20 protein-coding genes and 1 pseudogene are annotated in these 25620 nt (G+C 57.2%); 13 read left to right on the top strand and 8 right to left on the bottom strand.

Annotated elements, in window-relative coordinates; genetic code table 11:
• The first annotated feature begins 60 nt into the window (after positions 1–60).
• From AC1DWM_RS00210 to AC1DWM_RS00185, 6 genes are all read left to right on the top strand, one after another.
• The gene (locus tag AC1DWM_RS00210; protein ID WP_477794385.1) at positions 61–702 is read left to right on the top strand and encodes an HD domain-containing protein; all 642 of its coding nucleotides are present in this window, start codon (positions 61–63) and stop codon (positions 700–702) included.
• Positions 703–810: 108 nt separating this feature from the next.
• Positions 811–1692: an NmrA family NAD(P)-binding protein gene (locus tag AC1DWM_RS00205; protein WP_477794384.1), complete on the top strand. Its 882-nt coding sequence runs from the start codon at positions 811–813 to the stop codon at positions 1690–1692.
• Positions 1693–1789: 97 nt separating this feature from the next.
• Positions 1790–2410: a glutathione S-transferase family protein gene (locus AC1DWM_RS00200; protein ID WP_477794383.1), complete on the top strand. Its 621-nt coding sequence runs from the start codon at positions 1790–1792 to the stop codon at positions 2408–2410.
• Between the two features lie 323 nt (positions 2411–2733).
• Positions 2734–3987 carry a multidrug efflux RND transporter periplasmic adaptor subunit MexE gene (mexE, locus tag AC1DWM_RS00195; RefSeq protein WP_452626419.1) on the top strand — a complete coding sequence of 418 codons (1254 nt, stop codon included), beginning with the start codon at positions 2734–2736 and terminating at the stop codon, positions 3985–3987.
• Positions 3988–4002: 15 nt separating this feature from the next.
• Positions 4003–7185: an efflux RND transporter permease subunit gene (locus AC1DWM_RS00190; protein WP_223512512.1), complete on the top strand. Its 3183-nt coding sequence runs from the start codon at positions 4003–4005 to the stop codon at positions 7183–7185.
• Entirely contained in the window at positions 7182–8603 is a 1422-nt protein-coding gene (locus AC1DWM_RS00185; RefSeq protein ID WP_223512518.1) for an efflux transporter outer membrane subunit, read from the top strand. The genes AC1DWM_RS00190 and AC1DWM_RS00185 overlap by 4 nt, the downstream gene beginning before the upstream one ends.
• A gap of 210 nt (positions 8604–8813) precedes the next feature.
• Here AC1DWM_RS00185 and AC1DWM_RS00180 read toward each other — a convergent pair whose 3' ends face one another.
• From AC1DWM_RS00180 to AC1DWM_RS00170, 3 genes are read right to left on the bottom strand one after another with little or no spacing between them, the layout of a single operon-like run.
• Entirely contained in the window at positions 8814–9779 is a 966-nt protein-coding gene (locus tag AC1DWM_RS00180) for an HlyD family secretion protein (RefSeq protein ID WP_223512521.1), read from the bottom strand.
• Positions 9780–9783: 4 nt separating this feature from the next.
• Entirely contained in the window at positions 9784–9984 is a 201-nt protein-coding gene (locus tag AC1DWM_RS00175) for a DUF1656 domain-containing protein (protein ID WP_007949274.1), read from the bottom strand.
• Complete coding sequence (locus tag AC1DWM_RS00170; protein ID WP_223512523.1) at positions 9974–12109, bottom strand: FUSC family protein; 2136 nt, start codon at positions 12107–12109, stop codon at positions 9974–9976. Before AC1DWM_RS00170 ends, AC1DWM_RS00175 begins: the two co-directional genes overlap by 11 nt.
• Before the next feature lie 184 nt (positions 12110–12293).
• On the opposite strand from AC1DWM_RS00170, the gene AC1DWM_RS00165 reads away from it, so the two are divergent.
• Both AC1DWM_RS00165 and AC1DWM_RS00160 read left to right on the top strand, forming a co-directional pair.
• A complete protein-coding gene (locus tag AC1DWM_RS00165; RefSeq protein WP_223512525.1) occupies positions 12294–13349 on the top strand; it encodes a tetratricopeptide repeat protein in 1056 nt (351 codons plus the stop codon).
• A 134-nt stretch (positions 13350–13483) separates the two neighbouring features.
• Positions 13484–13814: pseudogene (locus tag AC1DWM_RS00160) on the top strand (response regulator); the annotation flags it as partial.
• Between the two features lie 37 nt (positions 13815–13851).
• Here AC1DWM_RS00160 and AC1DWM_RS00155 read toward each other — a convergent pair.
• The 5 genes from AC1DWM_RS00155 to AC1DWM_RS00135 form a co-directional block, all read right to left on the bottom strand.
• Entirely contained in the window at positions 13852–14229 is a 378-nt protein-coding gene (locus AC1DWM_RS00155) for a response regulator (RefSeq protein ID WP_007949268.1), read from the bottom strand.
• A 77-nt stretch (positions 14230–14306) separates the two neighbouring features.
• Positions 14307–15488, bottom strand: coding sequence for a hybrid sensor histidine kinase/response regulator (locus tag AC1DWM_RS00150; protein ID WP_223512527.1), 1182 nt, complete (start codon positions 15486–15488; stop codon positions 14307–14309).
• Positions 15482–16075: a chemotaxis protein CheB gene (locus tag AC1DWM_RS00145; RefSeq protein ID WP_223512529.1), complete on the bottom strand. Its 594-nt coding sequence runs from the start codon at positions 16073–16075 to the stop codon at positions 15482–15484. Before AC1DWM_RS00145 ends, AC1DWM_RS00150 begins: the two co-directional genes overlap by 7 nt.
• Positions 16072–16905, bottom strand: coding sequence for a CheR family methyltransferase (locus tag AC1DWM_RS00140; protein ID WP_223512532.1), 834 nt, complete (start codon positions 16903–16905; stop codon positions 16072–16074). The genes AC1DWM_RS00145 and AC1DWM_RS00140 overlap by 4 nt, the downstream gene beginning before the upstream one ends.
• Complete coding sequence (locus AC1DWM_RS00135; RefSeq protein WP_223512535.1) at positions 16905–20396, bottom strand: response regulator; 3492 nt, start codon at positions 20394–20396, stop codon at positions 16905–16907. Before AC1DWM_RS00135 ends, AC1DWM_RS00140 begins: the two co-directional genes overlap by 1 nt.
• A gap of 260 nt (positions 20397–20656) precedes the next feature.
• On the opposite strand from AC1DWM_RS00135, the gene AC1DWM_RS00130 reads away from it, so the two are divergent.
• The 5 genes from AC1DWM_RS00130 (at position 20657) to AC1DWM_RS00110 (ending at position 25533) form a co-directional block, all read left to right on the top strand.
• A complete protein-coding gene (locus tag AC1DWM_RS00130) occupies positions 20657–21025 on the top strand; it encodes a response regulator (protein ID WP_223512538.1) in 369 nt (122 codons plus the stop codon).
• A gap of 49 nt (positions 21026–21074) precedes the next feature.
• Positions 21075–22376: a glycosyltransferase gene (locus AC1DWM_RS00125; RefSeq protein WP_477794382.1), complete on the top strand. Its 1302-nt coding sequence runs from the start codon at positions 21075–21077 to the stop codon at positions 22374–22376.
• A 150-nt stretch (positions 22377–22526) separates the two neighbouring features.
• Positions 22527–23423, top strand: a complete 897-nt coding sequence (locus AC1DWM_RS00120) for a phosphatidylinositol-specific phospholipase C domain-containing protein (protein WP_477794381.1) — start codon at positions 22527–22529, stop codon at positions 23421–23423.
• 153 nt (positions 23424–23576) lie between these two features.
• Positions 23577–24467 (top strand): phosphatidylinositol-specific phospholipase C domain-containing protein, encoded by an 891-nt coding sequence (locus tag AC1DWM_RS00115; protein ID WP_223512548.1) that lies wholly within the window; start codon positions 23577–23579, stop codon positions 24465–24467.
• A gap of 121 nt (positions 24468–24588) precedes the next feature.
• Entirely contained in the window at positions 24589–25533 is a 945-nt protein-coding gene (locus tag AC1DWM_RS00110) for a carbohydrate kinase family protein (RefSeq protein ID WP_477794380.1), read from the top strand.
• The last annotated feature ends 87 nt before the right edge of the window (positions 25534–25620 follow it).

Here is a 25620-nt window from a genome sequence, read left to right as displayed (position 1 = left end):
TTGGTCAATTGCAACTATTTAGAATGAATTGCGAGCCAACTTCATCCCCCGGGAGCAAACATGAGTACACCTGTCATCATCGGCGGCTTCAGCGCTCCAGACTCTGAACTCGCTCGCAAGGCCTCTTTCCTCGTCGAACGCGTTCACTCGACAGCGCTCCTGCACCATGTGCATCGCACGTGGTGGTTTGCCGAATTCCTCGGCCAGCAGCGAGGCCTGAAATACGACCGCGAGGCGGTCTATCTCGCCGCGCTGCTGCACGATCTGGGTCTGACGTACGAATTCGCAGCCGACCAACGTTTTGAGGTCGACGGCGCCGACGCTGCCAGCCGTTTCCTGCTGGAAAACGGTTACCCGGAGTCGAAAGCGGAGCTGGTTTGGGATGCGATCGCACTTCACTCTAGCGCCGGCATCGCCGACCGCAAACAGCCAGAGATCGCCCTGATCTACATGGGCGCCCATGTCGACGTGATGGGATTACGGCTGGAGGAAATCACGCCATCGCTGGTCGAGGATACGCTGGCCCTCTACCCCCGCATTGGAATGAAAGCCGCGTTTACCCAAGCGGTCGCTGAAGTGGCCAAGAAGAAACCTCACACTGCGATTGGCACTGGGCTCGCTGATATCGGACGCCGTCACGTGCACGGATTCGATTGCCCAAATGTGTGCGACCTGATTGATCACGCTCCTTTCGATAGCTGACTGCGGTGCTGCCAGATGGCACTACTGCGAAACATTCGTGAATTGGTAACGCCTGATACGTGATATCGGCGAGAGCAATGTATGTTCCTTTACTTTGGAGTATTCACCATGCAGCAACGTAAATACCTCGTCACCGGCGCTACAGGAAAAACTGGTGTCTACACCATTCGCCACCTTCTCGACGGAGGCCATGCGGTTCGGGCTTTTGTGCACCAGGAGGATGAGCGCAGCGCAGCGCTCCAGAGCGAAGGCGCTGAAATATTTGTTGGTGACCTCCTTGAACATGACGACATCGTTCGTGCGATGGAGGGGATCACAGGCGCATACCTGTGCTATCCCGTGCGTCCTGGCTACATTCAGGCGACTGCCTATTTTGCGGATGCTGCTAAACGAGCAGGCGTCGAGGTCGTTGTGGAAATGTCGCAGATTTCTGCTCGGGAAGACTCTTTGAGTCACGCCGCGCGCGACCACTGGATCGCAGAACGTGTACTCGACTGGTCGGGCGTACCCGCCGTGCACATCCGCCCGACGTTCTTTTCCGAGTGGCTGATCTTTCCGTGGGTGCTCGATCAGATCGTGAAGGAGAACAGGATCACGCTGCCATACGGCACCGGCCGACATGCACCAATCGCCGCTGAAGACCAAGCGCGGCTGATCGCCGCCGTTCTCACACAGCCGTCTGGCCATATCGGGAAAACCTATCCGCTGTACGGCCCTGTCGAGCTGAACCATCAAGAGATTGCCGACGAAATCAGCGGCATCGTAGGCCGCACCATCACCTACAGCCCTTCGACCCTCGAAGAGTATCGCCAGCATCTGGAGACCTACGATCTGCCGGAGTTTGTGATCCAGCACTTCCTTGCAGTCGCGGTCGATTACCAGAACGGAATCTTTAGCGGCGAGGACGGGGTTATCGGCCAAATCACCGGACAAGCGCCTCAAACGGTGGGTGACTTCGTACGTGCAAACCGGCAAGCGTTCGAGGTGTGATCACTATGGGCGTATGCGCTTGGTCTTGAAGACATACGCATACGCCGCTTTTCACTTAGCATCCAATGATCATCCATTCATTTCCAAGGAGTGCCTGATGAACCCCAAAATAGAACTGTATGGCGCTAATACCGGCAACAGCCTGAGGGCTGTAATAGCCTTGGAAGAAGCAGGTGTCCCCTACACGGCACGGAGACTGAATCTGCAAGCGAATGAGCAGCGCGACTTGGTGTACCTGGCGCTTAATCCGGCAGGAAAAGTCCCGACCCTGGTCGATCATACGTCGACACCGGCACTGGTCATCAACCAATCAAACGCAATCATTCAGTTCGCTGATGCCAAAGCGCCCGGTCGACTCGCACCAGCGCATCCTGGACCAGAGCGCGACAGGGTGTTTGATCGTTACTTCTTTTTCGTTACGGACGTAATCGCGCCTAGCCATGCAGCATTCTTCCTGCGCCAGGCGGGATTAAATGATGCGGCCACGGTCATTGATCGGCGCGTCATTGAACAACTCGTCTATGCAGAACGGTTTCTTACCGACGACTTTATGGCCGGAGACCAGTTTTCCATGGCGGACATCTCTGCTTTCACCATTGCGGCATCCATTCGTGACCGGCTGGATTGGGCAGTGCTTTCACGCTTATCACGCTGGTTCGACGCGATCGAAGCCAGGCCCGCCGTGCAGCGAGGATTGAAAGCGTTCCAAAGTCACTAAGCGCTCCCCCTCAGACCTTTTTGTGAGCGCAAAAGAGTTCGACGACTCCTGTCCTGACATTGAAAAACCAGTGTGAGCAGCATGTCTGCGGGCGGCGATCCGACGATGGCCGCAACTCGGTTTCAAGCCAATCCTTTGCATTCCCTGCAACACTGAATTGTGATCAATCCAATTGATCAGGACTGAATCAAAGGTGCATGCTAGAGAGCTCAATCGAGCCTCATATCATTCCGAATGATAGTTACCTTCGCTTCATTCGATTCGTGACATACACCCTCGCCGCTCATCATCCGTCCATTCTCAATACATTGGCGGATGCATCCATGGAACAATCTCTCAAACATTTGCGCTTCCCGTTGGCCCTATTGGCCGTGTTGGTGATGAGCGCGTGCGGCAAGGCTCCGGAGTCAGCCGCAACCATGCCTGCGGCCAAAGTCAGCGTCGCCAAGGTGCTGGAACAACCGATCAACGAGTGGGACGAATTCACCGGGCGCCTGGAAGCACCGGAAACGGTAGAAATTCGTCCGCGGGTCTCCGGGCAGATTGATGAAGTGGCATTCACTGAAGGCGCACTGGTCAAAAAAGGCGATTTGCTGTTCCAGATCGACCCGCGTCCATTCCAGGCAGAGGTCCGCCGCCTCGAAGCCCTGGTTGCCCAGTCCCGCGCCAACGCAACCCGTAGTGAAAACGAAGCTCAGCGCGGTGAACGCCTGCGCACCAGCAACGCGATCTCCGCCGAACTGGCCGACTCGCGTACCAGTGCGGCTCAAGAAGCCCGCGCTGCCGTCGGAGCACTGCAGGCGCAACTGGATCTGGCCAAACTGAACCTGAGCTTCACCCGCGTCACCGCGCCAATCAGCGGTCGCGTCAGCCGTGCGGAAATCACCGCTGGCAACCTGGTGACCGCCGACACCACACCGCTGACCAGCGTCGTGTCCACCGATAAGGTCTACGCCTACTTCGACGCTGACGAGCGCGTATTCCTCAAGTACACCCAACTCGCCCGCCAGGGCAAACGCGGCGCCACCACCCCGGTTTACATGGGCCTGTCCGACGAAGACGGCAACCCGCACCAGGGCGTGATGAACTTCATCGACAACCAGGTCAACCCGAAGACCGGCACCATCCGTGGTCGTGCGGTCTTCGACAACGCGGACGGCAGCTACACCCCGGGCCTTTATGCACGTCTGAAACTGGTGGGCAGCGGCACCTATTCCGCTGTGCTGATCAATGACGAAGCGGTCGGCACCGATCTGGGTAAAAAATTCGTACTGGTCATGGATGCCGACAACAAAACGGCGTACCGCGCAGTCGAACTGGGACCGAAGATCGAAGGTTTGCGCATCGTGCGCAACGGCCTGAACAAGGATGACACCGTTATCGTCAAGGGGTTGCAACGGGTTCGCCCTGGTTCGCCGGTCACCCCTGAAGTGATCCCGATGGCCAGCGAACAAACCCTCGCGGCTCTGGCCCAACAACGACAAGCGCTGGAAGCCAGCAACCTGCCCCAAGTTGCACCTGCCAAGGTTGCGCCGGGAACGGTTGTGAAACTGGCTGACGCGACTCCACGCGGTTAAGGGATAACGACTCCGATGAATTTTTCCCAATTCTTCATTTCACGGCCGATCTTTGCCGCGGTGCTGTCGCTGCTGATTCTGATCGCCGGCGCCATCTCGCTGTTCCAGTTGCCGATCAGCGAATACCCGGAAGTTGTGCCGCCGACCGTTGTGGTCCGCGCCAACTTCCCGGGTGCCAACCCTAAAGTCATTGGTGAAACCGTGGCCGCTCCTTTGGAGCAAGCCATCACCGGCGTCGAGAACATGCTGTATATGTCCTCGCAGTCCACCGCTGACGGCAAGATCACCCTGACCATCACCTTCGCGCTGGGTACCGACCTGGACAACGCACAGGTACAGGTGCAGAACCGCGTGACTCGCACCGAGCCCAAACTTCCTGAAGAAGTGACGCGCATCGGTATCACCGTCGACAAGGCTTCGCCCGACCTGACCATGGTTGTGCACTTGACCTCGCCGGACAAACGCTACGACATGCTCTACCTGTCCAACTACGCCTTGCTCAACATCAAGGATGAGCTGGCGCGCCTGGGCGGTGTCGGTGACGTGCAATTGTTTGGCATGGGCGATTACTCGCTGCGGGTGTGGCTCGATCCGAACAAGACCGCTTCACGCAACCTGACCGCCACCGATGTAGTGAGCGCGATTCGTGAACAAAACCGTCAGGTGGCTGCCGGTGCACTGGGCGCGCCTCCTGCGCCGAATGCCACCGCTTTCCAGCTGTCGGTGAATACTCAAGGTCGTCTGGTTTCCGAAGAAGAGTTCGAGAACATCATCATTCGCTCCGGCGATAACGGTGAAATCACGCGCCTGAAAGACATTGCCCGCGTCGAACTGGGCTCCAGCCAATACGCCCTGCGCTCCTTGCTCAACAATCAACCGGCGGTGGCGATCCCGATCTTCCAGCGTCCGGGCTCCAACGCCATCGAAATCTCCAACGAAGTTCGGGCGAAGATGGCCGAGCTGAAAAAGAGCTTCCCGGAAGGCATGGATTTCAGCATCGTTTATGACCCGACGATTTTCGTGCGCGGTTCCATCGAGGCGGTGGTTCACACCCTCTTTGAAGCGCTGATTCTCGTGGTTCTGGTGGTGATCCTGTTCCTGCAAACCTGGCGTGCCTCGATCATTCCGTTGGTGGCGGTACCGGTTTCGCTGATCGGTACGTTTGCCGTGATGCACTTGTTTGGCTTCTCATTGAACGCCTTGTCACTGTTTGGTCTGGTGCTTGCCATTGGTATCGTGGTGGATGACGCCATCGTGGTGGTGGAGAACGTCGAGCGAAACATTGGACTGGGGCTTACGCCGGTCGAAGCGACCAAGCGTGCCATGCGTGAAGTGACCGGCCCGATCATCGCCACAGCGCTGGTGCTGTGTGCGGTGTTTATCCCGGCTGCGTTCATTTCGGGTCTCACTGGCCAGTTCTACAAACAGTTCGCTTTGACCATTGCGATCTCGACGGTGATCTCGGCCTTCAACTCACTGACCCTGTCGCCGGCACTGGCTGCCGTATTGCTGAAAAGCCATGACGCGCCGAAAGACCGTTTCTCCAAGGTCCTCGACAAGATTTTCGGTGGCTGGTTGTTCCGTCCGTTCAACCGCTTCTTTGACAAAGCCAGCCATGGTTATGTCGGCACCGTGGGCCGGGTTATCCGCAGCAGCGGGATCGCCTTGCTCCTGTACGCAGGTTTGATGGTGTTGACCTTCTTCGGTTTCGCCAACACCCCGACCGGTTTCGTCCCCGGCCAGGACAAGCAATACCTGGTGGCCTTCGCTCAACTGCCTGATGCGGCGAGCCTGGACCGTACCGAAAACGTGATCAAACGCATGTCCGACCTGGCCCTGAAACAGCCGGGCGTGGAAAGTGCGGTGGCCTTCCCTGGCCTGTCGATCAACGGTTTCACCAACAGCCCTAACGCCGGCATCGTGTTCGTGACCCTGAAACCGTTCGACGAACGCAAAGACCCGAGCATGTCCGCCGGTGCGATTGCCGGCGCCTTGAACGGTCAGTTCGCCGGGATTCAAGAAGCCTACATGGCGATCTTCCCGCCGCCGCCGGTACAGGGCCTGGGCACCATTGGTGGTTTCCGTCTGCAAATCGAAGACCGGGGCAACCTGGGCTACGACGAGCTGTTCAAAGAAACCATGAACATCATCAACAAAAGCCACAGCGTGCCGGAACTGGCCGGCCTGTTCACCAGCTACACAGTGAACGTGCCACAGGTTGATGCCGCCATCGACCGGGAAAAAGCCAAGACCCACGGCGTGGCCGTCAGCGACATCTTCGACACCCTGCAGATCTACCTGGGTTCGCTGTATGCCAACGACTTCAACCGCTTCGGTCGTACCTATCAGGTCAACGTTCAGGCTGAACAACAGTTCCGTCTTGAACCAGACCAGATCGGTCAGCTGAAAGTGCGTAACAACAAAGGCGAAATGATCCCGCTGGCGACCTTCATCAAGGTCAGCGACACCTCGGGGCCGGACCGCGTGATGCACTACAACGGCTTCATCACTGCTGAAATCAACGGTGCGGCAGCGCCAGGCTACAGCTCTGGCCAGGCCGAAAAAGCCATCGAGAAACTGCTCAAGGCTGAACTTCCGAACGGCATGACCTACGAATGGACTGACCTGACCTACCAGCAAATTCTGTCCGGCAACACCGCACTGTTCGTGTTCCCGCTCTGCGTACTGCTGGCGTTCCTGGTACTCGCGGCTCAGTACGAAAGCTGGAGCCTGCCATTGGCGGTGATCCTGATCGTACCGATGACGTTGCTGTCGGCCATTACCGGGGTGATTGCTTCGGGGGGTGACAACAACATCTTCACCCAGATCGGTTTGATCGTACTGGTGGGACTGGCCTGTAAGAACGCGATTCTGATCGTCGAGTTTGCCAAGGACAAACAGCAGGACGAAGGCATGAGCCCGCTGGCTGCTGTGCTTGAAGCTTGCCGCCTGCGTCTGCGTCCGATCCTGATGACCTCCTTCGCGTTCATCATGGGTGTTGTGCCACTGGTGTTCTCCAGCGGTGCCGGTGCCGAGATGCGTCACGCCATGGGTGTGGCGGTGTTCTCCGGGATGCTCGGGGTAACCTTCTTCGGTCTGTTGCTGACACCGGTGTTCTACGTATTGATTCGCAACTTTGTCGAGCGCGGCGAAGCGCGCAAAGCGGCCAAGGCCCTGAAACTGGAGTCGCAACAATGAGTTTGAAAGCGTTCCTGCCGAGCCTGCTGGTACTGGCCCTGAGTGCCTGTACCGTCGGCCCGGACTACAAGACCCCAGCGACTGCACCGGCCAACATCACCGCCGCTACCGATGGCGCTGCCGGTCAGAAAAACTTTGACCGCTCGCACTTCGAGGGCATCTGGTGGCAGCAATTCGAGGACCCGACCCTTAACCAGTTGGTGACGCGATCGCTGCAAGGCAACCGTGATTTGCGCGTGGCCTTCGCGCGCTGGAAAGCCGCTCGGGCGATTCGTGATGACATCAGCAATGACGCCATGCCGACCATCACCAGCCGGGTCAGCAGCGACCTGGGCAATGGGCAAGTCCCGGGGCAGACCACCGACCAGGTCAACAGCGAACGCTACGACCTTGGCCTGGACATGGCGTGGGAGATCGACCTGTTTGGCCGCATCCAGCGCAACCTGGAATCAGCCAACGCTGAACAACAGGCTTTAGAGGCTGATCTGTACCAACTGCAAGTCACCATGATTGCCGAACTGGTGGATTCCTATGGCCAACTGCGCGGCGCGCAACTGCGAGAGAAAATCGCGCTGGCGAACCTGCAGAACCAACAGGAATCGCGCAAGATCACCATCAGTTTGCGTGATGCCGGCGTCGGCGATCAGCTGGATGTGGAGCGCGCCGATGCACGACTGGCGTCCGTCGAAGCCAGCGTGCCGCAATTGCAAGCCGAACAGGTACGGCAGCAAAATCGCATCGCCACCCTGTTGGGCGAGCGCCCGGAGAAACTAACCGTCGACCTGAGTCCCAAGAACTTGCCGGCAATCGCTAAAGCGCTGCCGATTGGCGATCCGGGTGAACTGCTGCAACGTCGGCCGGACATCCTCAGCGCCGAACGCAAACTGGCTTCTGCCACCGCCCGTATCGGCGTGGCCACGGCTGATTTGTTCCCTCAGGTCAGCCTCAGCGGCTTCCTCGGTTTCACCGCCGGTCGCGGCTCGCAAATCGGTTCCTCGGCGGCCAACGCTTGGGTACTGAGCCCTGCCATCACTTGGGCGGCTTTTGACCTGGGCAGTGTCAAGGCCCGTATACGCGCAGCCGATGCGGATGCCGAAGGCGCGCTGGCAAGTTACGAGCAGCAAGTTCTGTTGGCGCTGGAAGAGTCGGAAAACGCGTTCAGCGATTACGGCAAACGGCAGCAACGGTTGATCTCACTGATTCGTCAGAGTGAATCGAGCCGCGCCGCCGCCGACCTGGCCGAAGTTCGCTACCGCGAAGGCACGGCGGACTTCCTCGTCCTGCTGGACGCTCAACGCGAGCGACTGGCGGCCGAAGATACCCAGGCTCAGGCCGAAACCGATCTGTATAGCGGCATTGTCGCGATTTACAAAGCCCTGGGCGGTGGCTGGCAACCCGAGACCGTCGCCAGCAAGTAAGCTTTTTGAAGAGCTCCTTTGGTTGGCCGCGACCAACCAAATTTTTTTAGCCCTGCGCCTCATTCGGTCGCGGGGCTTTTTTTGGTCTGCTGATTCTCCAACCGACTGCAATCCCCTGTAGGAGCTGGCTTGCCAGCGAAGAGGCCCTTACATTCAACATCCATGTTGACTGTTACACCGCTTTCGCTGGCAAGCCAGCTCCTACAAGGGTTAGTGGGTTGCCTTGTCATTGCGGTTTTCCAGTACGGTTACGGTGGCCGTTGTCCCCGCCCGCAGAAGATTTTTGTCGGCATATTCAGCGTCAATCTGAATCCGTACCGGCACCCGTTGTGCGAGTTTGACCCAGGTGTAGCTGGGGTTGATGCTGGCCAGCAAGCGCCCACCGGGGAGGTTCTCGCGGTCGGCGATAGCAAAGGCGATGCTTTGCACAGTGCCGCCGAAGGCTTCGCCGCTCATCAATTCGATGTTGACCCGGTCGCCCTCTGCGATTCGCGGCAACTTGGTCTCTTCAAAGTATCCGCTGACATAAAACGACTGGCTGTCCACCAGTGCCAACAGTGGGCCTCCGACAGTGGCATAGTCCCCCTGACGGGTCAGCAAGTTGGTGACAAAACCGGTGACGGGCGATTCGACCCGAGTACGTTGCAAGTTCAGTTCAGACTGGCTCAATGCCGCGATGGCCAGTTGCACATTGGCCTGGGCCAAAATCAAATTAGCCTGGTTTCGCAGTAGATCGGCCTCCGCCACGGTCACCTCCGTGTTGGCTTTTTCCCACTCTTCTCCAGAGATGGCCGAGCGCTCCTTCAGCGTACGCCGCCGATGCTCCTCACTCTGTCGCTGCCTGAGCAGCGATTCGCTGGCGGTAATCGCCGCCTGCGACTGCCCCAGCGAACCTTTCGCCACTTCCACTGAGCGTTTGGAGTGTTCCACTGCCAGGGTGTAACGAGCCGGGTCGATTTCCAACAGTAACTGGCCTTTCTCAACATGCTGGTTGTCTTGAACAGCCAGCCTGACGATGCGCCCCGAGACATCCGCAGACAACGTCACCACATCAGCGCGCACCCGTGCATCCCGGGTCCAGGGGGCTCGGGTGTAATGCTCCCAGGCAAACCAGCCAAGAATGAAGGCCAGCACTACAACGCCCAGTGTTGCGAGTCGGGGAAGGATGTTCTTCAAGGCATCAGGCTCCCATTACCAGAATCAGCGTTGCGCACACGCACGCATACAGCGCGCCCTCGAATAAAGCTTCATGCCAGACAAAACGCAGCACACCGAGGCGGCGCAGGCCCCAGTCCAGCGCCAGAAAGATCGGCAGCGCCAATAGCAACGCTTGAGCGATTGGCGGCAAATACACGCCGCCCAGTTCAAAATCAATGGGCAAGGGCCGGCACTCCCGCTTCGCCTACAGATTGAAAGTACTCGCGGTATCGCTGTATGAACGACTCCACGATCAGCAGCGCCACGCGCATCCGGAACACCGACCACAGGTGCTCGTGAACCTCCAGATGCAGATCGTCCAGCTCGTCGCCCAGGGTGTGCAAATCCTCCAGCAGCCGGTTGATGTCTACCCCGGGGCGCCCGGCAACCCATCTTCCGCAGTCCCGGACAGCCGCCAATAACCGGCGCTGTTGCTCTGAACTCAACAGGGTGTTGCCCTGCCCCTGCTGCCTGAGCTGGTTCAACGCAACGCCCAGGGCCATGCACCCGAGGCTGACCTGAAACAACTCGCCGGAAGACTTGTCGCTGGTCGCCGGCAACAGTCCCAACATCATGGTCAGTCGATCGACCATGCGGCTTTCAAAGGCAAATTGCTGTTCATCTGTGGCCGGCATCTTCATCAAAGCGTAGACCTGCTCAGCATTTTCCTTGAATAGCCGGCGAATCCGCAAAACCGGCCTGAACGGGAAGATCAAGGCGAAGACACTCAATGCCAGGACCGTTGCGCTGATATACCCGCCGGCGAACTCGAACCACTGAATCGCACTGTTCTGGCCGATTCCGACGTTTTGCGGCCCCAACAACAGAAAGGTCGACAACCCAAGACCGATACCTGTGCCGGTGGTCGCCGGCGTGGCGAGCCCTACCGCGACCGCGTACAGCAACGGCGCCAACAGCAATGCCAAAAGCTCGAAATCGCTGATCATTGGCACCAGCATGAATTGGTAAAGCGCCGACACCAGCAACGCCAGGCCCAGGCCCCTTGCATAGCTTTGCGCAGCCAGTAGCGGTCTGGGGAACGTTGCCATCAGCGAACAAAGAATCCCGACCAGAACCATCCCGCCGCGTGCACCATCCCAGCCAGTCTCGATCCAGATCAGTCCGGCGACCACAAACGCGGTAAAGGCCCGAGTGGCGTTCATCGCTGCCAGGGTGAAATCCAGATGCAGCGGATTCTCTTGTCCCCGAAACACGCTGCTGGCCTGGCGTCCTTCCTGAATGGCATCACTCAACTCCAGAATCTGCTCCAGTTGCTGTAATAATCGTGCTTGCTCCCAGCGAAGGGCCCAGGCTAGCGAACGCAGCGTGGCCGGCATGGTTTCGGTCAGTTGTTCAGCCTTGTAAGCCTGATCATCGAAACGCTGCTGCAATGCCGAAAAATGCTGGCGTGCATCGGCCGATAGCGAGCGGCCCTTTTGGGCCAGTTCATCGAGAAATGCCAGTTCTTCAGCGCGCAAACGCTGTATCTCCAGGGGTAAATCACCTTTCCAGCGCTCGGTCAGCAGCTCACGCTGATGACGTAGCGCCATCAACCGTGATGTCAGCAACACCAATTGGTTTCCCAGCAACTGGACCAGACTATCGGCACTGCGTAACCGTGGCGCATCGAAGTAAAGATGCCGGCGTAATCCCTCAAGGGCGCTGATTTCACCCAACAGCTGCATTTGCCTGCGTTGAAAATCGGCGTCGCTTTCTTCGGTTCGAATGACGGCAGCGGCGTGTGTCGCCAGTAACTTGATCACGTGATCAATCTTGGTGAAGTAACTTCGGGCCACGGCTTCCGGACGCGCGGTCAGAAGGCTGACAACGCACACACAAGCCACCGCCAGAAGCGTCTCGGTCACGCGCGTAACGGCCAGCAGGAAAGTGCCGTCCTGATCTGGTACGGCCAATAGCGCCACCACTACAGCCGTGTAGCCGCTGAGCACAAAGGCCTGGGAACTGGTGTAGCGCAACAAGGTGCCACCGGCGGTGCACAGCGCCAGCCACAGTGCCAAGGTGGTGATGAAAGGCAGCGGCGCCTGGGGGAAGATCGCCATGATCAATACCGCCGCGGCAGCACCCAGGGTGGTGCCGATGACCTGGCCGAAACTGCGGGCCAGTGCCATCCCGGCCAGTGGCTGGCTGACGATGACTACCGCCATGATCGACCATTTGGGTTGATCGAGGTCGAACAGAAACGCCAGGTACAGCGTCAGCAGCCCGGCCACTATGGTTCTCAAGGCAAACAGCAGCACCCCTTGCCCGGGATTGAGTATGGCCTTGAAGTATTGAAGCAGCGGTTGCATGGAAGCACTCTTCGAGTCATCTCTAGCAAGCGTAGTCACTGCTTCAAGGCCTCGACAGGTTTCAATGTCGACGGAGCCTGTAGGCAAAATCGTCGATATAGAGGCGCGTCAGGGTTTGACTCACAGCCCGGCCTGACCGAAGCTGACGGCCTTTGCAAAAGCTTGCCAGCTCCTGGATTCCTGCATGCCCCAGTCCCGCCGCTACTTGCTCATCAGTCTCTGTGTGCTGTTTGCCATCGCTATTGCCTGGTTATTCCTGCGCAGCACGACGCCTGAGGTGCCCGAAGCAATCAAACGTGGTTACAGTGAAGCGTTGACTCAGGCCCGCGCCGGTCAACCGGGGGCTGCACGGGTGCTTTACCAGCAATTGGGCCGCCCTGATCTGTCGGCCAAGCGTCGCCTCTGGCTGCATGCCGAACTGCTCAACTACCCAAGCCCGCAGGCCCTGAAACTGGCGGTCGCGGATCTGCAACATCCCAGTGAGGACGTGCGGATCGCCGCGATCAAAAGCATTAGTGGTCTGGTCTCCTCCGGGCAACGCAGCCTATTGATTGGCCCGATGCTCGATGACGATGTAGAAAACGTGCGATTTGCAGCCGTTAACGCTCTGCTGGGGCTGTCGCCGGATGATCTGGGGTTGTATTTCGGGCCATTGGAACAAGCCATCGATGCCTGGGAACTGGCCCTTGACAGTCAACCGCCCAGCGCCCAGAACCAATACCAGTTGGCGCGTCTGCACCTGCACAACGCCGAATTGAAAAAGGCGCAGGAGGCGCTGGAGCGTACATTACAGCTGGACCCAGGCAATCTGCCGGCCTTGGTGATGCAGATTGATGTGCTCGACCGGCAAGGCCAGAGCGATGCCGCACGCCAGTTGCTGGCGAAACAGTTGAAAGCGCAGCCCGACTCGGCCTACCTGCAACATGCCCTGGGGCTTTGGTTGCTGCACCACGGGCAAAGTGAGTTTGCCCTGCTCGGCCTTTCCAAAGCAGTGGAACTGGAGCCCGACAACAAGGACTATCGCTATGACCTGGCAACCACCTTGCACCTTGAGCAAGAGCTGGAAGCTGCGCAAAAGCAACTACAGGAAATCGTCCAGCGCCACCCTGCCGACCGCAAGGCGCGCGTGCTGCTGATCAACTACTGGAAAGAAAGCGGACAGTTGCAGAACGTACAGATTCTGCTGGCGCAACTGGAACAGCTCAATCCGGACGACCCCGCGTTGCAGCAAGGGTTGTAACTCTACCCTCTGTAGCAGCTGCCGAAGGCTGCGACCGGGGGCGTAGCACCCGCCCGCCATCCGACAACGAGCGCTACGCACTCGAACGCAGCCTACGGCAGCTGCTAAACGTCAGGCCCGCAAAATGGTACAGGGTGGGGTTGTCGATGATTTACGGGTTCAGTAAGCAGTCTCACGGTCACGTCACGATCGACAGCAAAGTGGGTCACGGCACTTCGGTGACGCTGCTTCTGCCGCGTTACAGCGGGGATCTGGCCGAGGAAAGTTTGATCGACGATGAATGTCCGGCAACTGGCGGAAATCGGCCGGCAATATCGGCCTGACCTGAAAGTCTTGTTCATCACCGGCTATGCCGAACATGCCGCCGTGCGTGGCGGGTTTCTGGACCCCGGCATGCAGATGATCACCAAACCCTTCACCTTCGACCTATTGACGGCCAAGGTGCGAGAGATGATCAGCATCTGAAGCGCCCCTCTCCCCTAGACAACAGATCGCAACGAGCTCAGGAAAGCATTTGCTGCATGAGTTCTTGCAGTTCATCCAGATCGAATGGTTTGGCCAGGATCGGCGCTGTTTTGGTGATCGGGCTGTCGGTCTCGCGAATTTCCTGCGGGTAACCGCTGATAAAAATCACTTTGAGTTCCGGTCGCAGCTTCACCGCAGGCTCGGCGATCTGCACGCCGGAAATCCCGCCGGGCAAGCGGAAGTCGGTAATCATCATGTCCAGGTGCGGTTTGCTCGCCAGAATTTCAAAGGCCTGCTCGCCGTTTTCGGCCTGCAGCACCCGGTAACCTTCACCCGACAAGTAGGCGGACAACACCATCAGAATCGAGGGGTCATCCTCGACAATGAGTACTACATCTTGCGCATCTTCACTCATGGGAAGCCTTTGTTCGGTCAATAGCTGCTGATACGACCGTGGGGTCGATCAGAGGTTGCGTTTATCTGGCTGTTTCCCTACAGCGGCAGACAAACGCGAAACAATGCGCCTTCGCCAATCCGGCTCTCGACGGTGATAGTGCCGCCATGGGCAGCAACAATCTGTTCCGAAATAAACAATCCCAGCCCCAACCCCGCCACCACGGTTTTGGCCGAAACCCGTTCAAACTGCTGAAAAATACGTTTCTGGTTCTCTTCGCCGATACCGATACCGCGATCCTGAACCTCGACGCGCGCCTGGCCGTCCTGATTGTACACGCGAACGTCGATCGGGCTGTGGGCGCCATAGCGCAACGCATTGGTCAGCAGATTGGAAATCACTTGCTCGATACGGAATTCGTCCCAGCTGCCGACCACCGGCTGCTCGGCCGTCAGCGTCACCGAAGACTCGGCGGCTTCGACCTGCGGGGTAAAGTTTTGCAGCAGGTTGCTGACCAATTGCACCAGATCAAATCGGGTGGGCCGGATCGACAGCTTGCCAGTGCGGATGCGTGACACGTCCAGCATGTCTTCGATCAGGCGGATCAGGCTTTTGATCTGCCGCTCGTCGCGGTCGACCATGGCGTGCATCTTGTCCAGCGTGAACGCCGACGCGTTATCCCGGGCGAGGTGCATCTTGCGCAACTGGGTTTCAAGGATCAGGCCATTGAGCGGCGTGCGCACTTCGTGGGCAACGATCGACATGAAGTCATCGCGCATGCGCACCGCTTGCTCCAGTTCCAGCTGAGTGCGCTGCAACTGCTTGAGCAACTCTTCTTGCTCGTGACGGCTCTGCTCCAGCGCTTCAACCTGCTGCTTCATCGCCTTGCTCTGGCGATACAGATCCACGAACACCTTGACCTTGCTCTTGACCGCATGGATATCCAGCGGCTTATGCAGGAAGTCCACTGCGCCGCTTTCGTAGCCTTTGAACGCGTAGTTCAACTCGCGACCGGCCGCACTGACAAACACGATCGGGATGTTTTTGGTTTTTTCCGTACCGCGCATCAATTCGGCCAGCTCGAAGCCATTCATACCCGGCATCTGTACATCGAGAATGGCCAGGGCGAACTCGTGCTGCAACAAGAGCGACAAGGCTTCATCGGCGGACAAGGCTTTGTAGACCAAACGGTCTTCACGCTTGATCAACGCTTCAAGCGCCAACAGGTTCTCCGGCAGATCGTCGACGATCAGCAATTTGGCTTGGATGTTACTTAACATGCTATTCGTTCCAGCTCGACAAGCAGACGGCCGATGCCGCGGACAGAGAGAATATGATCAGGCTGCTGAATATCCAGTGCTGCCTGAGGCATGGTCGCGACCTGCGCCTCAGTCGGGTCTTGCACGATGGTCAGGCCACCGCGACGTTTAACGTGGGAAAGGCCACGGGCACCGTCGCGATTGGCCCCCGTCAGTAACACGGCGGCCAAGGCAGAACCATAAGCGTCGGCGGCGGACTCGAACAGGTAATCGATGGCGGGTCGCGAATGATGCACGCGATCTTCCAGGCTCAACGAGAAGCTGTGGTCCTGTTCCACCGACAAGTGATAACCGGGTGTGGCGAAATACAGCGTCCCGGCTTCGACCCGGGTTTTATCGGTCGCTTCCCGAACGGGCATCGAAACCCGGCGTGCAAACACCTCGGCCAACAAGCTGCGGCGCTCGTCGGGCAGGTGCAGCACCACAATGATCGGCAATGTGAAGCCTTCCCGCAGCGGGCCAAGAATAGTGAGCAACGCCTCCACTCCGCCGGCCGAAGCGCCGATCACGATAGCCTCGATTGAAGGAACATCTGCAGCGTCGCTCATGATTTTCGGTAGATCCGTTCTTGTTTGACCAGCGGTTCGAACTGGTTGCCGTAGGCCGAAAATTCCGGTGTTTCCTTACTGCCCAGCACCAGGAACCCGCGATGACAAAGGGATTCATGGAACAACCCGAACGCGCGATCCTGAAGATTCTTATTGAAATAAATCAATACATTACGGCACGAAATTAATTGAGTCTCTGAAAAGACACTGTCCGTCGCGAGGCTGTGATCGGCGAACGTCACGTTCTCGCACAGGCTTTTGTCGAAAATCGCGTAACCATAAGCCGCCGTGTAGTAGTCGGCGAATGAACACTGGCCACCCGCCTGCTGATAGTTAGAAGTGTAGGCCCGGACATTTTCCATGGAGAAAATCCCCTTCTTGGCCTTTTCCAGCGAGCGTGGGTTGATGTCGGTGGCATAAATGATGGTGCGGTCCAGCAAGCCTTCTTCGCGCAGCAGAATCGCCATCGAATAGACCTCTTCACCGGTACTGCACCCGGCAATCCAGATCTTGATCGATGGATAGGTCTTGAGCAGTGGCACCACTTCCTTGCGGATCGCAAGGAAGTGCGAAGGGTCGCGAAACATTTCACTGACCGGGATCGTCAACAATTGCAGCAATTGCATGAACGCAGCCGGATCATGCAGCACCTTTTCTTGCAGGGCCGAGATGGTGTTGCACTCGAATTGTGCCAGCGCATGATTCACCCGGCGCTTGATCGACGCGCCGGAGTAATCGCGAAAGTCGTAGCTGTACTTGAGGTAAATCGCCTCGATCAACAAGCGCAATTCGATTTCGCTATTTCGCTCCGCTGAATGAATGCGTTCCACTAAATACGTTCCATCTTCGGTAACCACACACGAATCAGCGAGAACAGGCGATCCAGGTCAATGGGCTTGGCCAGGTAATCGTTGGAGCCGGCTTGCAAGCAGCGCTCCTGATCGTCCTTCATGGCCTTGGCCGTCACTGCAATGATGGGCAGCTTGCGCCAGCGCGGGTCCTTGCGGATCTCGATAGTGGCTTCGAAGCCATCCATCTCCGGCATCATCACGTCCATCAACACCAGATCGATGTCCTCGACTTCATTCAGTCTTTCAATCGCTTCACGACCATTTCGGCCAATGACCACGACTGCGCCCTTTTGCTCCAGCGCACTGGTGAGGGCGAAGATGTTGCGAACATCGTCATCCACCAGCAGCACCTTGCGACCCTCGAAGACCTTGTCGCGGCTGCGCGCGGTCTTGAGCATCCTCTGCCGTTCATGGGACAACTTCGATTCGACTTTGTGCAGAAAGAGTGTGACCTCATCCAGCAAACGCTCGGGCGAGCGAGCGCCCTTGATGATGATCGAGCGCGAATACTTGCGAAGCTCCGCCTCTTCATCGCGGGTCAGGTTGCGCCCGGTGTAGACAATCACCGGCGGGAATGAGCAGATGTCTTCCGTGGACATGCGCTTGAGCAAGTCGTTGCCGAGCATGTCCGGCAGTTTCAGGTCGATGATCATGCAATCGAAAATCGTCGTGCGCAGCAGGTCCAGGGCGTCCTGAGCCAAGCCAACGGCAGTAATCTCGATGTCTTCGTCGCCGATGAGGCGGGCAATGCTGTCGCGCTGTACGTCGTCATCTTCCACCAGCAGCACCCGTTTGACCTTCTGAGTCAGCTTGGCTTCGAGGCGGGCGAACACATCCTTCAGTTCTTCACGAGTAGTCGGCTTGACCGCGTAACCGATGGCGCCCATGTGCATCGCGGCTTCGACCCGGTCTTCCACCGAAATGACATGAACCGGAATGTGCCGGGTTTCGGCGTGTTCTTTCAGCCGCTGCAACACGGTTAGCCCGGAATGATCCGGCAGGCGCATATCCAGCAAAATGGCGTCGGGAATAAACTCCTTGGCCAGGTCATAACCTTCGTCGGCACCGTGGGCGACCAGGCACTGATAGCCCAGCTCGTGTGCAAGGTCGTAGAGGATGTGCGCAAAGTTGGGCTCATCTTCCACCACCAGAATGCAGCGTGTGGTGAATGGCGCGTGGGTGCGGTCGTCGTTGAAGCGAGGAATATCCACCTCGGCAATCAGCGGCACCAGCGCTGCCGGTGCCACGCGGTGGGTGATTGCCACGGGAGAAGCCTTCATGGGTTCGACAGGCTCGTCTCCCGGCTCGACGTATTGCTGGGGCAAGACCAGGGTGAACACACTGCCCTGCCCCGGCTCACTGGTTACGTTGATCGAACCACCGAGCAACGCGGCCAGGTCCCGAGAAATCGACAAGCCCAGACCGGTGCCGCCGTAACGGCGATTGGTGGTGCCGTCAGCCTGGCGGAACGCTTCGAAAATGCTGTCTTGCTGCTCCTCGGCGATACCGATCCCGGAGTCGCGGATGATAAAGGCGACACCATCATTGGGCTGGGACGCCACGGTCAGGCTGACCGAGCCTTTCTCGGTGAATTTCACCGCGTTCGACAGCAGGTTTTTGATCACTTGTTCCAGACGCTGGCGGTCGGTGAAGAGCATCTTTGGCGAACCGGGTTGCGACTCGACGTGAAACGCGAGGTTCTTGTCGGTTGCCATCGGCTCGAACATCCCGCGCAAACCGTCTACCAGACGCTCGACGCTGACGTTCTCAGGACGCATCTCCAGCTTGCCGGCCTCGACCTTGGAAATATCGAGAATGTCGTTGATCAAATTAAGCAAGTCATTCCCGGCGGAATAGATCGACTCGGCGAACTTCACCTGTTCGGCAGTCAGGTTTTCCTGAGGATTTTCAGCAAGCAATTTGGCCAGGATCAACGAGCTGTTCAGCGGCGTGCGCAGTTCATGGGACATGTTGGCGAGAAACTCGGACTTGTACTTGCTGGAGCGCTGCAACTCCAGGGCGCGATCCTCAAGCTGCACCTGAGCCTGGTTCAGCTCGGTGTTTTTCAGGTCCATGGCATCGCGTTGATCCGCCAGGATCTGCGCCTGCTCGGCGAGTTGCTCGTTGGTCTGCTCCAGCTCTACCTGCTGGGTTTCCAGGTGCGCCTGGGACTCCTTGAGAATTCGCGACTGTTCTTCGAGTTCTTCGTTGGCGGTCTTGAGCTCTTCTTGTTGCACTTGCAGCTCTTCGTTGAGCTGCTGGGTTTCACCCAACACTTCCTGCAAACGTTGCCGATAACGAGCGGCTTCGATCGAGGTGCCGATGTTGCCGGCAATCAACTCAAGCAACTCGACGTCACGATCAGTCAGCGGACGCAGGAAACCCAGTTCGATCACGCCATTGACCCGCTCGTCATCACTGGTCGGCACCACGAGCACGCTATGCGGCAGGCCTTCGCCGAGGCCGGAACTGACCTTGAAGTAATCGCTCGGCACGTCATCAAGACGGATCAGGCGAGCCTGGTTCGCGACCTGACCGACAATCCCTTCATCGCTATAGATCTGCTGGTCGCGTTCTTCCTGCTCACGCGAGAAACCGTAAGATGCAATGCGGTTGAGGCCACCGTGGTCTTCGCGAACATAAATGGCGGCGACGGCGGTGCCCAGGTACTGCGCGCAGAACTGCAAAATGTTGCGGCCCAATAAATTGAGGCTCAGTTGCCCCAACACTTGCTCGGCCAGCTCGGTCTGGCCATTGCGCAGCCAGGCTTGTTGTTCCAGACGCCGGGCGCTGGCTTGCTGCGCACCTAGGTTGGCGCTGTAGTCTTGCGAAAGATTGAGCAGGTCGCGACGGCCAATATAGGCCAGCAAGGCGCTGATACCGGCGACGAATAACAGGTACAGGCCGATGCTCCAGATCGTGGTACGGCGCACATCGTCGTTGCGCGTGGCACGCAACTGCTGCTCCATGTCGATCACTTCTTCGAACTGCTTGCGAATTTCATCGGTCAGTCGCTTGCCGCGCCCGGCCTTGACCGCGGCGCGGTAATCACCGCTAGCACGCTGCAATTCGATCATCGATTGCGCGTAGTTCGTCCAGTCGGTCTGCAACGCTTGCAGACGACGCACACGATCGGTCTGCACCGGATTGTCAGCGGTGAGTTCGAGCAAGGTGTTGAGGGCGACCGTTATTCTTGGCTTGGCCGTTTCGTAGGGATCAAGAAAGTGCTCGTCACCGGTCAGCAGGTAACCGCGCATGCCGGTTTCCAGATCGACGGTCAGCTTCGATGCCTCATTGGCGTTATTGATCACCCGGTCGGTGTGTTCGACCCACTGGATCACTGACAACAGATAAGTGATCAGCGAGACAAAAAACACCGCACTGATGATGCCGACACCCAATGGCAGGCTGACGTTGCGGCTCAGGAGTTTGCGGAATCGTTGCTCATCAACTGAAGACGCAGTGGTCATGGGAAGGCCTTGTCGAACTGTTCGAAATGATGGAGTCTGCCCCAAATAAGGCGTATTGATCCAATTTTCTGCCGTGTATCAAGGTAAATCCCCGCATTTAGCTGCGCGAGCGCAAAGGGAGCGGTTATCCTTGCCATCCTTGAACCGTTGTTCTTTTTTGCGCAACGTTGGGAACTTGTCGGGACCCGCCACTTGCTCATGCAAGAGCCCCGCAATTTTATTGACCGGCACCCTGAATTCATTCTTTGAGAGCTCCCACTATGTCCGCCGACGCATCCATCATATTAGTAGTCGAAGACGATGCCATTGTGCGCATGCTGATCGTTGACGTGCTAGAGGAGCTGGAGTTCAAAGTACTTGAGGCAGATGGCAGCGAAAAGGCGCTGGAATTTCTCAACGACGAAGACCAGTACATCGATTTGATGATGACCGATGTCGGCTTGCCCGTGATGGACGGACGAGAACTGGCCGTTCAGGCAAGGATGCTGCGCCCTGAACTGCCCATCCTGTTCGCCAGCGGTTACGCCGAAAGCATTGAAGTGCCTGCTGACATGCACGTGATCGGCAAACCGTTCTCGATTGATCAGCTACGCGACAAGGTCAAGTCCATGCTCGACAGCCAGGCCTGAGTCCCTCGTTTCACCCTTCTCTACTACCCGCACCAAGGAATACCCGTTAATGAGTCAGCCCCGCGCAACCAAAGTCCTGGTCATTGGTTACGTCTGGCCCGAGCCGCGCTCTTCAGCGGCCAGCGGGCATGTGATGCAAATCCTCGATACGTTGTTGCAGCAAGGTTGGGACATTACCTTCAGCAGCCCGGCCGGCACCGGCGAACACCGGGCGGACCTGACGGCGCTGGGTATTCGTGAAGTGGCAATCGAATTGAACAACAGCAGCTTCGACACGTTTATCAGTGAACTGGCACCGGATATCGTGCTGTTCGATCAGTTCGTGATGGAAGAACAATTCGGCTGGCGCGTTGAAAAACACTGCCCAGACGCCTTGCGTGTGCTTGAGACGTCGGATTTGCAAAGCCTGCGCCATGCCCGGCATCAACGGCTTAAAGAGCGTTTGAAAGACCGCGATGACGCCAATGACTTCAGCGAGTTGTTTGCTCCGGCATTGCGTGAAGAGTTCGAGTTAATGGCTGATACAGACCTGGCCAAACGTGAGATCGCCGCGCTGTATCGTTGCGATTTGAACCTGATGATCTCCGAAGTGGAAATCGAATTGCTGGTCGAGCAGTTCAAACTGCCGCGCAACTCGTTGCACTGGTGTCCGTTGATGGTCGATCTGCCGAGTGCGCCGCCAACGGCGTTTGCAGACCGGGCGCATTTTTTGAGTATCGGCAACTTTCGCCATGCGCCGAACTGGGATGCCGTGCTCTGGATGAAAACGGCCATCTGGCCGCTGATCCGCGAGCAGTTGCCCACGGCGCAGTTGCATATCTACGGCGCTTACACACCGCCCAAGGCCACCGCGCTTCATAACCCGGCGCAGGGCTTTCATGTAATGAACTGGGCTGAAGACGCCTTGCAAGTAATGTCGGCAGCACGGGTGTGTCTGGCACCGCTGCGGTTCGGGGCGGGCATCAAAGGCAAGATCGTCGACGCCATGCTGTGTGGCACGCCGAATGTCACGACGCCGATTGGCGCAGAAGCCATGCACGGGGTAGAAGCGTGGCCGGGCGCGGTGGCCAAAACGGCACAGGCGTTCGCCGATGATGCCGTGCAACTCTATAAAGACGAAACCCGGTGGTTGCAGGCGCAGGCATCAGGGTTTGAATTATTGAATACTCGTTATCTGTCAGCTACACACGGCCCTGCATTGATCGCCAAACTCAACGATTGCCGGCAGCATCTTTGCGCTATTCGAAGAAACAACTTCATCGGCAGTATGCTGCGTCATCACCAGCATAAAAGCACTCAATACATGTCGCAGTGGATCGAAGCCAAGAACAGACATAAAGAAGACGCCTGACTATTAAACAAACCCTCTACGCCCATACATTTTTAGCATCAAGCCTTATTTGGCTATCGCCTGGCATGAGGTTATAAGTATTTGCCATCGCTCAGAACGTTACGACCAACAACTTGAGCAAATTACTTATTACCCATGCAAGGAAGCTATATGAGTAATACCCATCTAAACACCCTGTCAAACTCCATCTATGACACTGTGGATTTCACGCCAAGCCGCTGGATGAGCGACACTCCGATTATTGATAACTTATCGTTTGCCGACTTGGTATTACCCGGCGCCCACAATGCCGGCGTAGATAAAAAAGCATCTTATGCAGCACCGGGCATAAGTCACTGGACGTCCTGTCAGAGCAATAGCTTTTACTATCAATTGACCCAAGGTGCGCGCGCACTCGACCTGAGGCTTGAATACGAGGTTTCCCAAAAAGGCGTCGCTACGTTCTGGTTCCATCACAACGGCTTTCGCTCGTCCCGTTCGCTGGAAAACCTGGTGACGAGTGTGATCCGCTTTCTTCAGGAGAACCCCGACGAATTCATCTTGCTGGACTTTCACGAGTTGTCGTCCGACAAACCGCCTTTCAATTTCAAGGAGTTGAACAGGTTTCTGCTGACACATTTGGGAAACCGGATGATCCCCTACAGCAATGCTTTCCTGACGCTTGGACAACTTAGGCAAGCCAGCTACGCACAACGAGTGCTGGTGGCAACCGAGCGTCATCCGGACATGGACTCGTCGTGGTTTTGTCGAAAAATCGAGCACAAGTGGAGTGGTATTGCGACCACCAGCATTAGTGAACTGACCACGCATATCACGCAGGTCATGAAGTACCCGCCTCGCGGGTTGCCATGGTCGCTTTCCGCCACCAGTTACAGTGCCTTAGGCGGCCCGGTGAACATCAGGCAGCAGCTGGACGACTGGTTTGATCCCGCTGGCCGTGACTGGGTCCTGAAAAGCAGCATTATTAATGCAGATTTTTTTGAAACATCGAAACTGGTGCAACATTGCCGGAYGGCAAGTGTGATCAAAGCGAACAACGACGCTTGATGCGTGCCAATCAGGCATGGATTGAACGTGCCATACATTCGCTATGTTTATAAAATTGTTTCAAGCGCTGGCAACCGTGCGTTTGTCTTCTATTGTTGTTTTACCGATAGTACTTCCCCCACGGACGGGGCGAAATCATAAACAGGATTGACAATGACAAGGCATACAAAAGGGAATTTTGATAAACATAAATGGATGAGCAATACCCTCGACATCAATCGCCTGAAACTGACCGACATCGTCTGGCCCGGCGCTCATAATGCGGGCATGGATAAACAGGCGCCCAACTATGATGTGCTTATTGGTAACTGGACCACCTGTCAGAACGACTCGTTCGCCTGGCAACTTGCGAATGGTGCAAGAGCGTTTGATATCCGTCTCGGTTATACCCAGGGTCATGATCAATCGATTTTCTATTTCCATCATAACGGCTACCAATCGCACCGCGTCCTCGAGGAATTGATCAGAGCCGTAACAACGTTTCTCGATCAAAATCCGGATGAGTTCATCGTCTTCGACTTCCACCAACTGGGAGACGGGACCAAACCCTTTGACTATCAGAAGCTGAATAACCTTCTGGTCCGTCGACTTGGCCAGCGGATCATTGCGCCTACCCATGCCACAAGCACGTTGGGTGAACTCAAGCGTCTCAGTGCGAGCCACAGGATTGTGCTGGCGGCACCCAAGGTTCCAGAGCTGAACGCTGACTACTTCTGGCCGCGCATCCCGCACAAGTGGAACGCTACCCGTTTCAATGACGCCGACGATCTGAAACGCCTTATCGCCAGCACACTCGAAAATGCGCCTTACGAAACGTTCCTGTGGTCGTTGTCAGCTACTAGCTATGCGTTTCTGGGCGGCCCCCAGGACATCAAGAACCACATCAACGACTGGTTCAACCCATCCCGGGACTGGGTGACACGTTGCAGCATTATCAATATCGATTTCTTCGACGAGTCAGAGATCGTTCGTTACTGCTGGATGGCCACGAGCATGAAAGCCGTTTACGGTCGTGCCTTGCATGACCTGTCGGCGACATCCTGACGCCAGTGCGCGCACTACACGCTGGTATTCCAAGCTTGGATAGATGCATGATCGCGCCCTTCACAGCAAGCCAATGAACGCTATCAACAGCATGTCGCAACCCTTTAAAGAGCGAGCAATTATGTATCTGGTGTGTGGCGAAGCGCTGTTCGATTTCTTCAGTGAAGAGGATGCCAGCGGTCTGGCTTCAAAAGTGAATTTCAAGGCGATTGCCGGCGGTTCACCGTTCAACGTCGCGGTTGGTTTACGCCGCTTGGGCGTGGACGCGGCGTTGTTTGCCGGGTTGTCCACCGACTACCTCGGCCGGCGTTTACAACAAGTGCTGAAGGATGAAGGCGTGCGCACGGATTTTCTGGTGGACTTCGCCGCCCCCACCACATTGGCGATGGTTGCAGTGGGCGCCAATGGCTCGCCGCATTACAGCTTTCGCGGTGAAGGCTGCGCGGATCGTCAGTTGAAACCGGAACACCTGCCGGAATTGGGGCCTGAAGTGCGCGGCTTGCACATCGGTTCATTTTCATTGGTCGTGCAACCGATTGCCGACACGTTACTGGCGCTGGTGCAGCGCGAAAGCGGCAAACGCCTGATCAGCCTCGACCCGAATGTGCGGCTCAATCCTGAACCGAACATCGACCTGTGGCGCTCGCGGATTGCGACGTTGGTGGAATACGCCGACCTGATCAAAGTCAGCGATGAGGATTTGAGCCTGTTGTATCCCGAGGAAGACCCGCAGCGCGTGATCGAAGGCTGGCTGCAGCATCGCTGTCAGCTGGTATTCCTGACCCGTGGTGGCGAGGGTGCGACAGTGTTTAGCCATGTGCATGGTTCGTGGTCGGTGCCGGCCAGTCCGGTGAAGATTGCCGATACGGTGGGGGCTGGCGATACGTTCCAGGCGGCGTTGATTACCTGGTTGACAGAGCAGCAACTGGATTCGGTGGAAGGTGTGCAATCGCTGAGCCGCGAGCACATCGACAGCATGTTGAAGTTTGCGGTGCAGGCGGCGGCGCTGACGTGCAGCAAGACCGGGCCGGATTTGCCGTATCGGCATCAACTGGATCTTCGCTGAATGTGAGGCCCTCATCGTCGGAACGCCGCCCGGAGCCGGCTCGCTCCCACATTGGATCGTTGTCGAACACAAAATCTGTGTTCACCG

It is taken from the genome of Pseudomonas sp. P4_C8 (assembly GCF_056401975.1).
This window is presented reverse-complemented; position numbering and strand designations above follow the sequence as displayed.

Excerpts from the sequence above, each read along its gene's own strand:
- AC1DWM_RS00115 (WP_223512548.1), top strand. The coding sequence starts at position 23,577 with ATGACAAGGCATACAAAAGGGAATTTTGATAAACATAAATGGATGAGC.
- AC1DWM_RS00155 (WP_007949268.1), bottom strand. The coding sequence starts at position 14,229 with ATGAGTGAAGATGCGCAAGATGTAGTACTCATTGTCGAGGATGACCCC.
- AC1DWM_RS00185 (WP_223512518.1), top strand. The coding sequence starts at position 7,182 with ATGAGTTTGAAAGCGTTCCTGCCGAGCCTGCTGGTACTGGCCCTGAGT.
- AC1DWM_RS00150 (WP_223512527.1), bottom strand. The coding sequence starts at position 15,488 with ATGTTAAGTAACATCCAAGCCAAATTGCTGATCGTCGACGATCTGCCG.
- AC1DWM_RS00210 (WP_477794385.1), top strand. The coding sequence starts at position 61 with ATGAGTACACCTGTCATCATCGGCGGCTTCAGCGCTCCAGACTCTGAA.
- AC1DWM_RS00145 (WP_223512529.1), bottom strand. The coding sequence starts at position 16,075 with ATGAGCGACGCTGCAGATGTTCCTTCAATCGAGGCTATCGTGATCGGC.
- AC1DWM_RS00130 (WP_223512538.1), top strand. The coding sequence starts at position 20,657 with ATGTCCGCCGACGCATCCATCATATTAGTAGTCGAAGACGATGCCATT.
- AC1DWM_RS00125 (WP_477794382.1), top strand. The coding sequence starts at position 21,075 with ATGAGTCAGCCCCGCGCAACCAAAGTCCTGGTCATTGGTTACGTCTGG.
- mexE (WP_452626419.1), top strand. The coding sequence starts at position 2,734 with ATGGAACAATCTCTCAAACATTTGCGCTTCCCGTTGGCCCTATTGGCC.
- AC1DWM_RS00135 (WP_223512535.1), bottom strand. The coding sequence starts at position 20,396 with ATGACCACTGCGTCTTCAGTTGATGAGCAACGATTCCGCAAACTCCTG.
- AC1DWM_RS00165 (WP_223512525.1), top strand. The coding sequence starts at position 12,294 with ATGCCCCAGTCCCGCCGCTACTTGCTCATCAGTCTCTGTGTGCTGTTT.
- AC1DWM_RS00205 (WP_477794384.1), top strand. The coding sequence starts at position 811 with ATGCAGCAACGTAAATACCTCGTCACCGGCGCTACAGGAAAAACTGGT.
- AC1DWM_RS00200 (WP_477794383.1), top strand. The coding sequence starts at position 1,790 with ATGAACCCCAAAATAGAACTGTATGGCGCTAATACCGGCAACAGCCTG.
- AC1DWM_RS00110 (WP_477794380.1), top strand. The coding sequence starts at position 24,589 with ATGTATCTGGTGTGTGGCGAAGCGCTGTTCGATTTCTTCAGTGAAGAG.
- AC1DWM_RS00170 (WP_223512523.1), bottom strand. The coding sequence starts at position 12,109 with ATGCAACCGCTGCTTCAATACTTCAAGGCCATACTCAATCCCGGGCAA.
- AC1DWM_RS00190 (WP_223512512.1), top strand. The coding sequence starts at position 4,003 with ATGAATTTTTCCCAATTCTTCATTTCACGGCCGATCTTTGCCGCGGTG.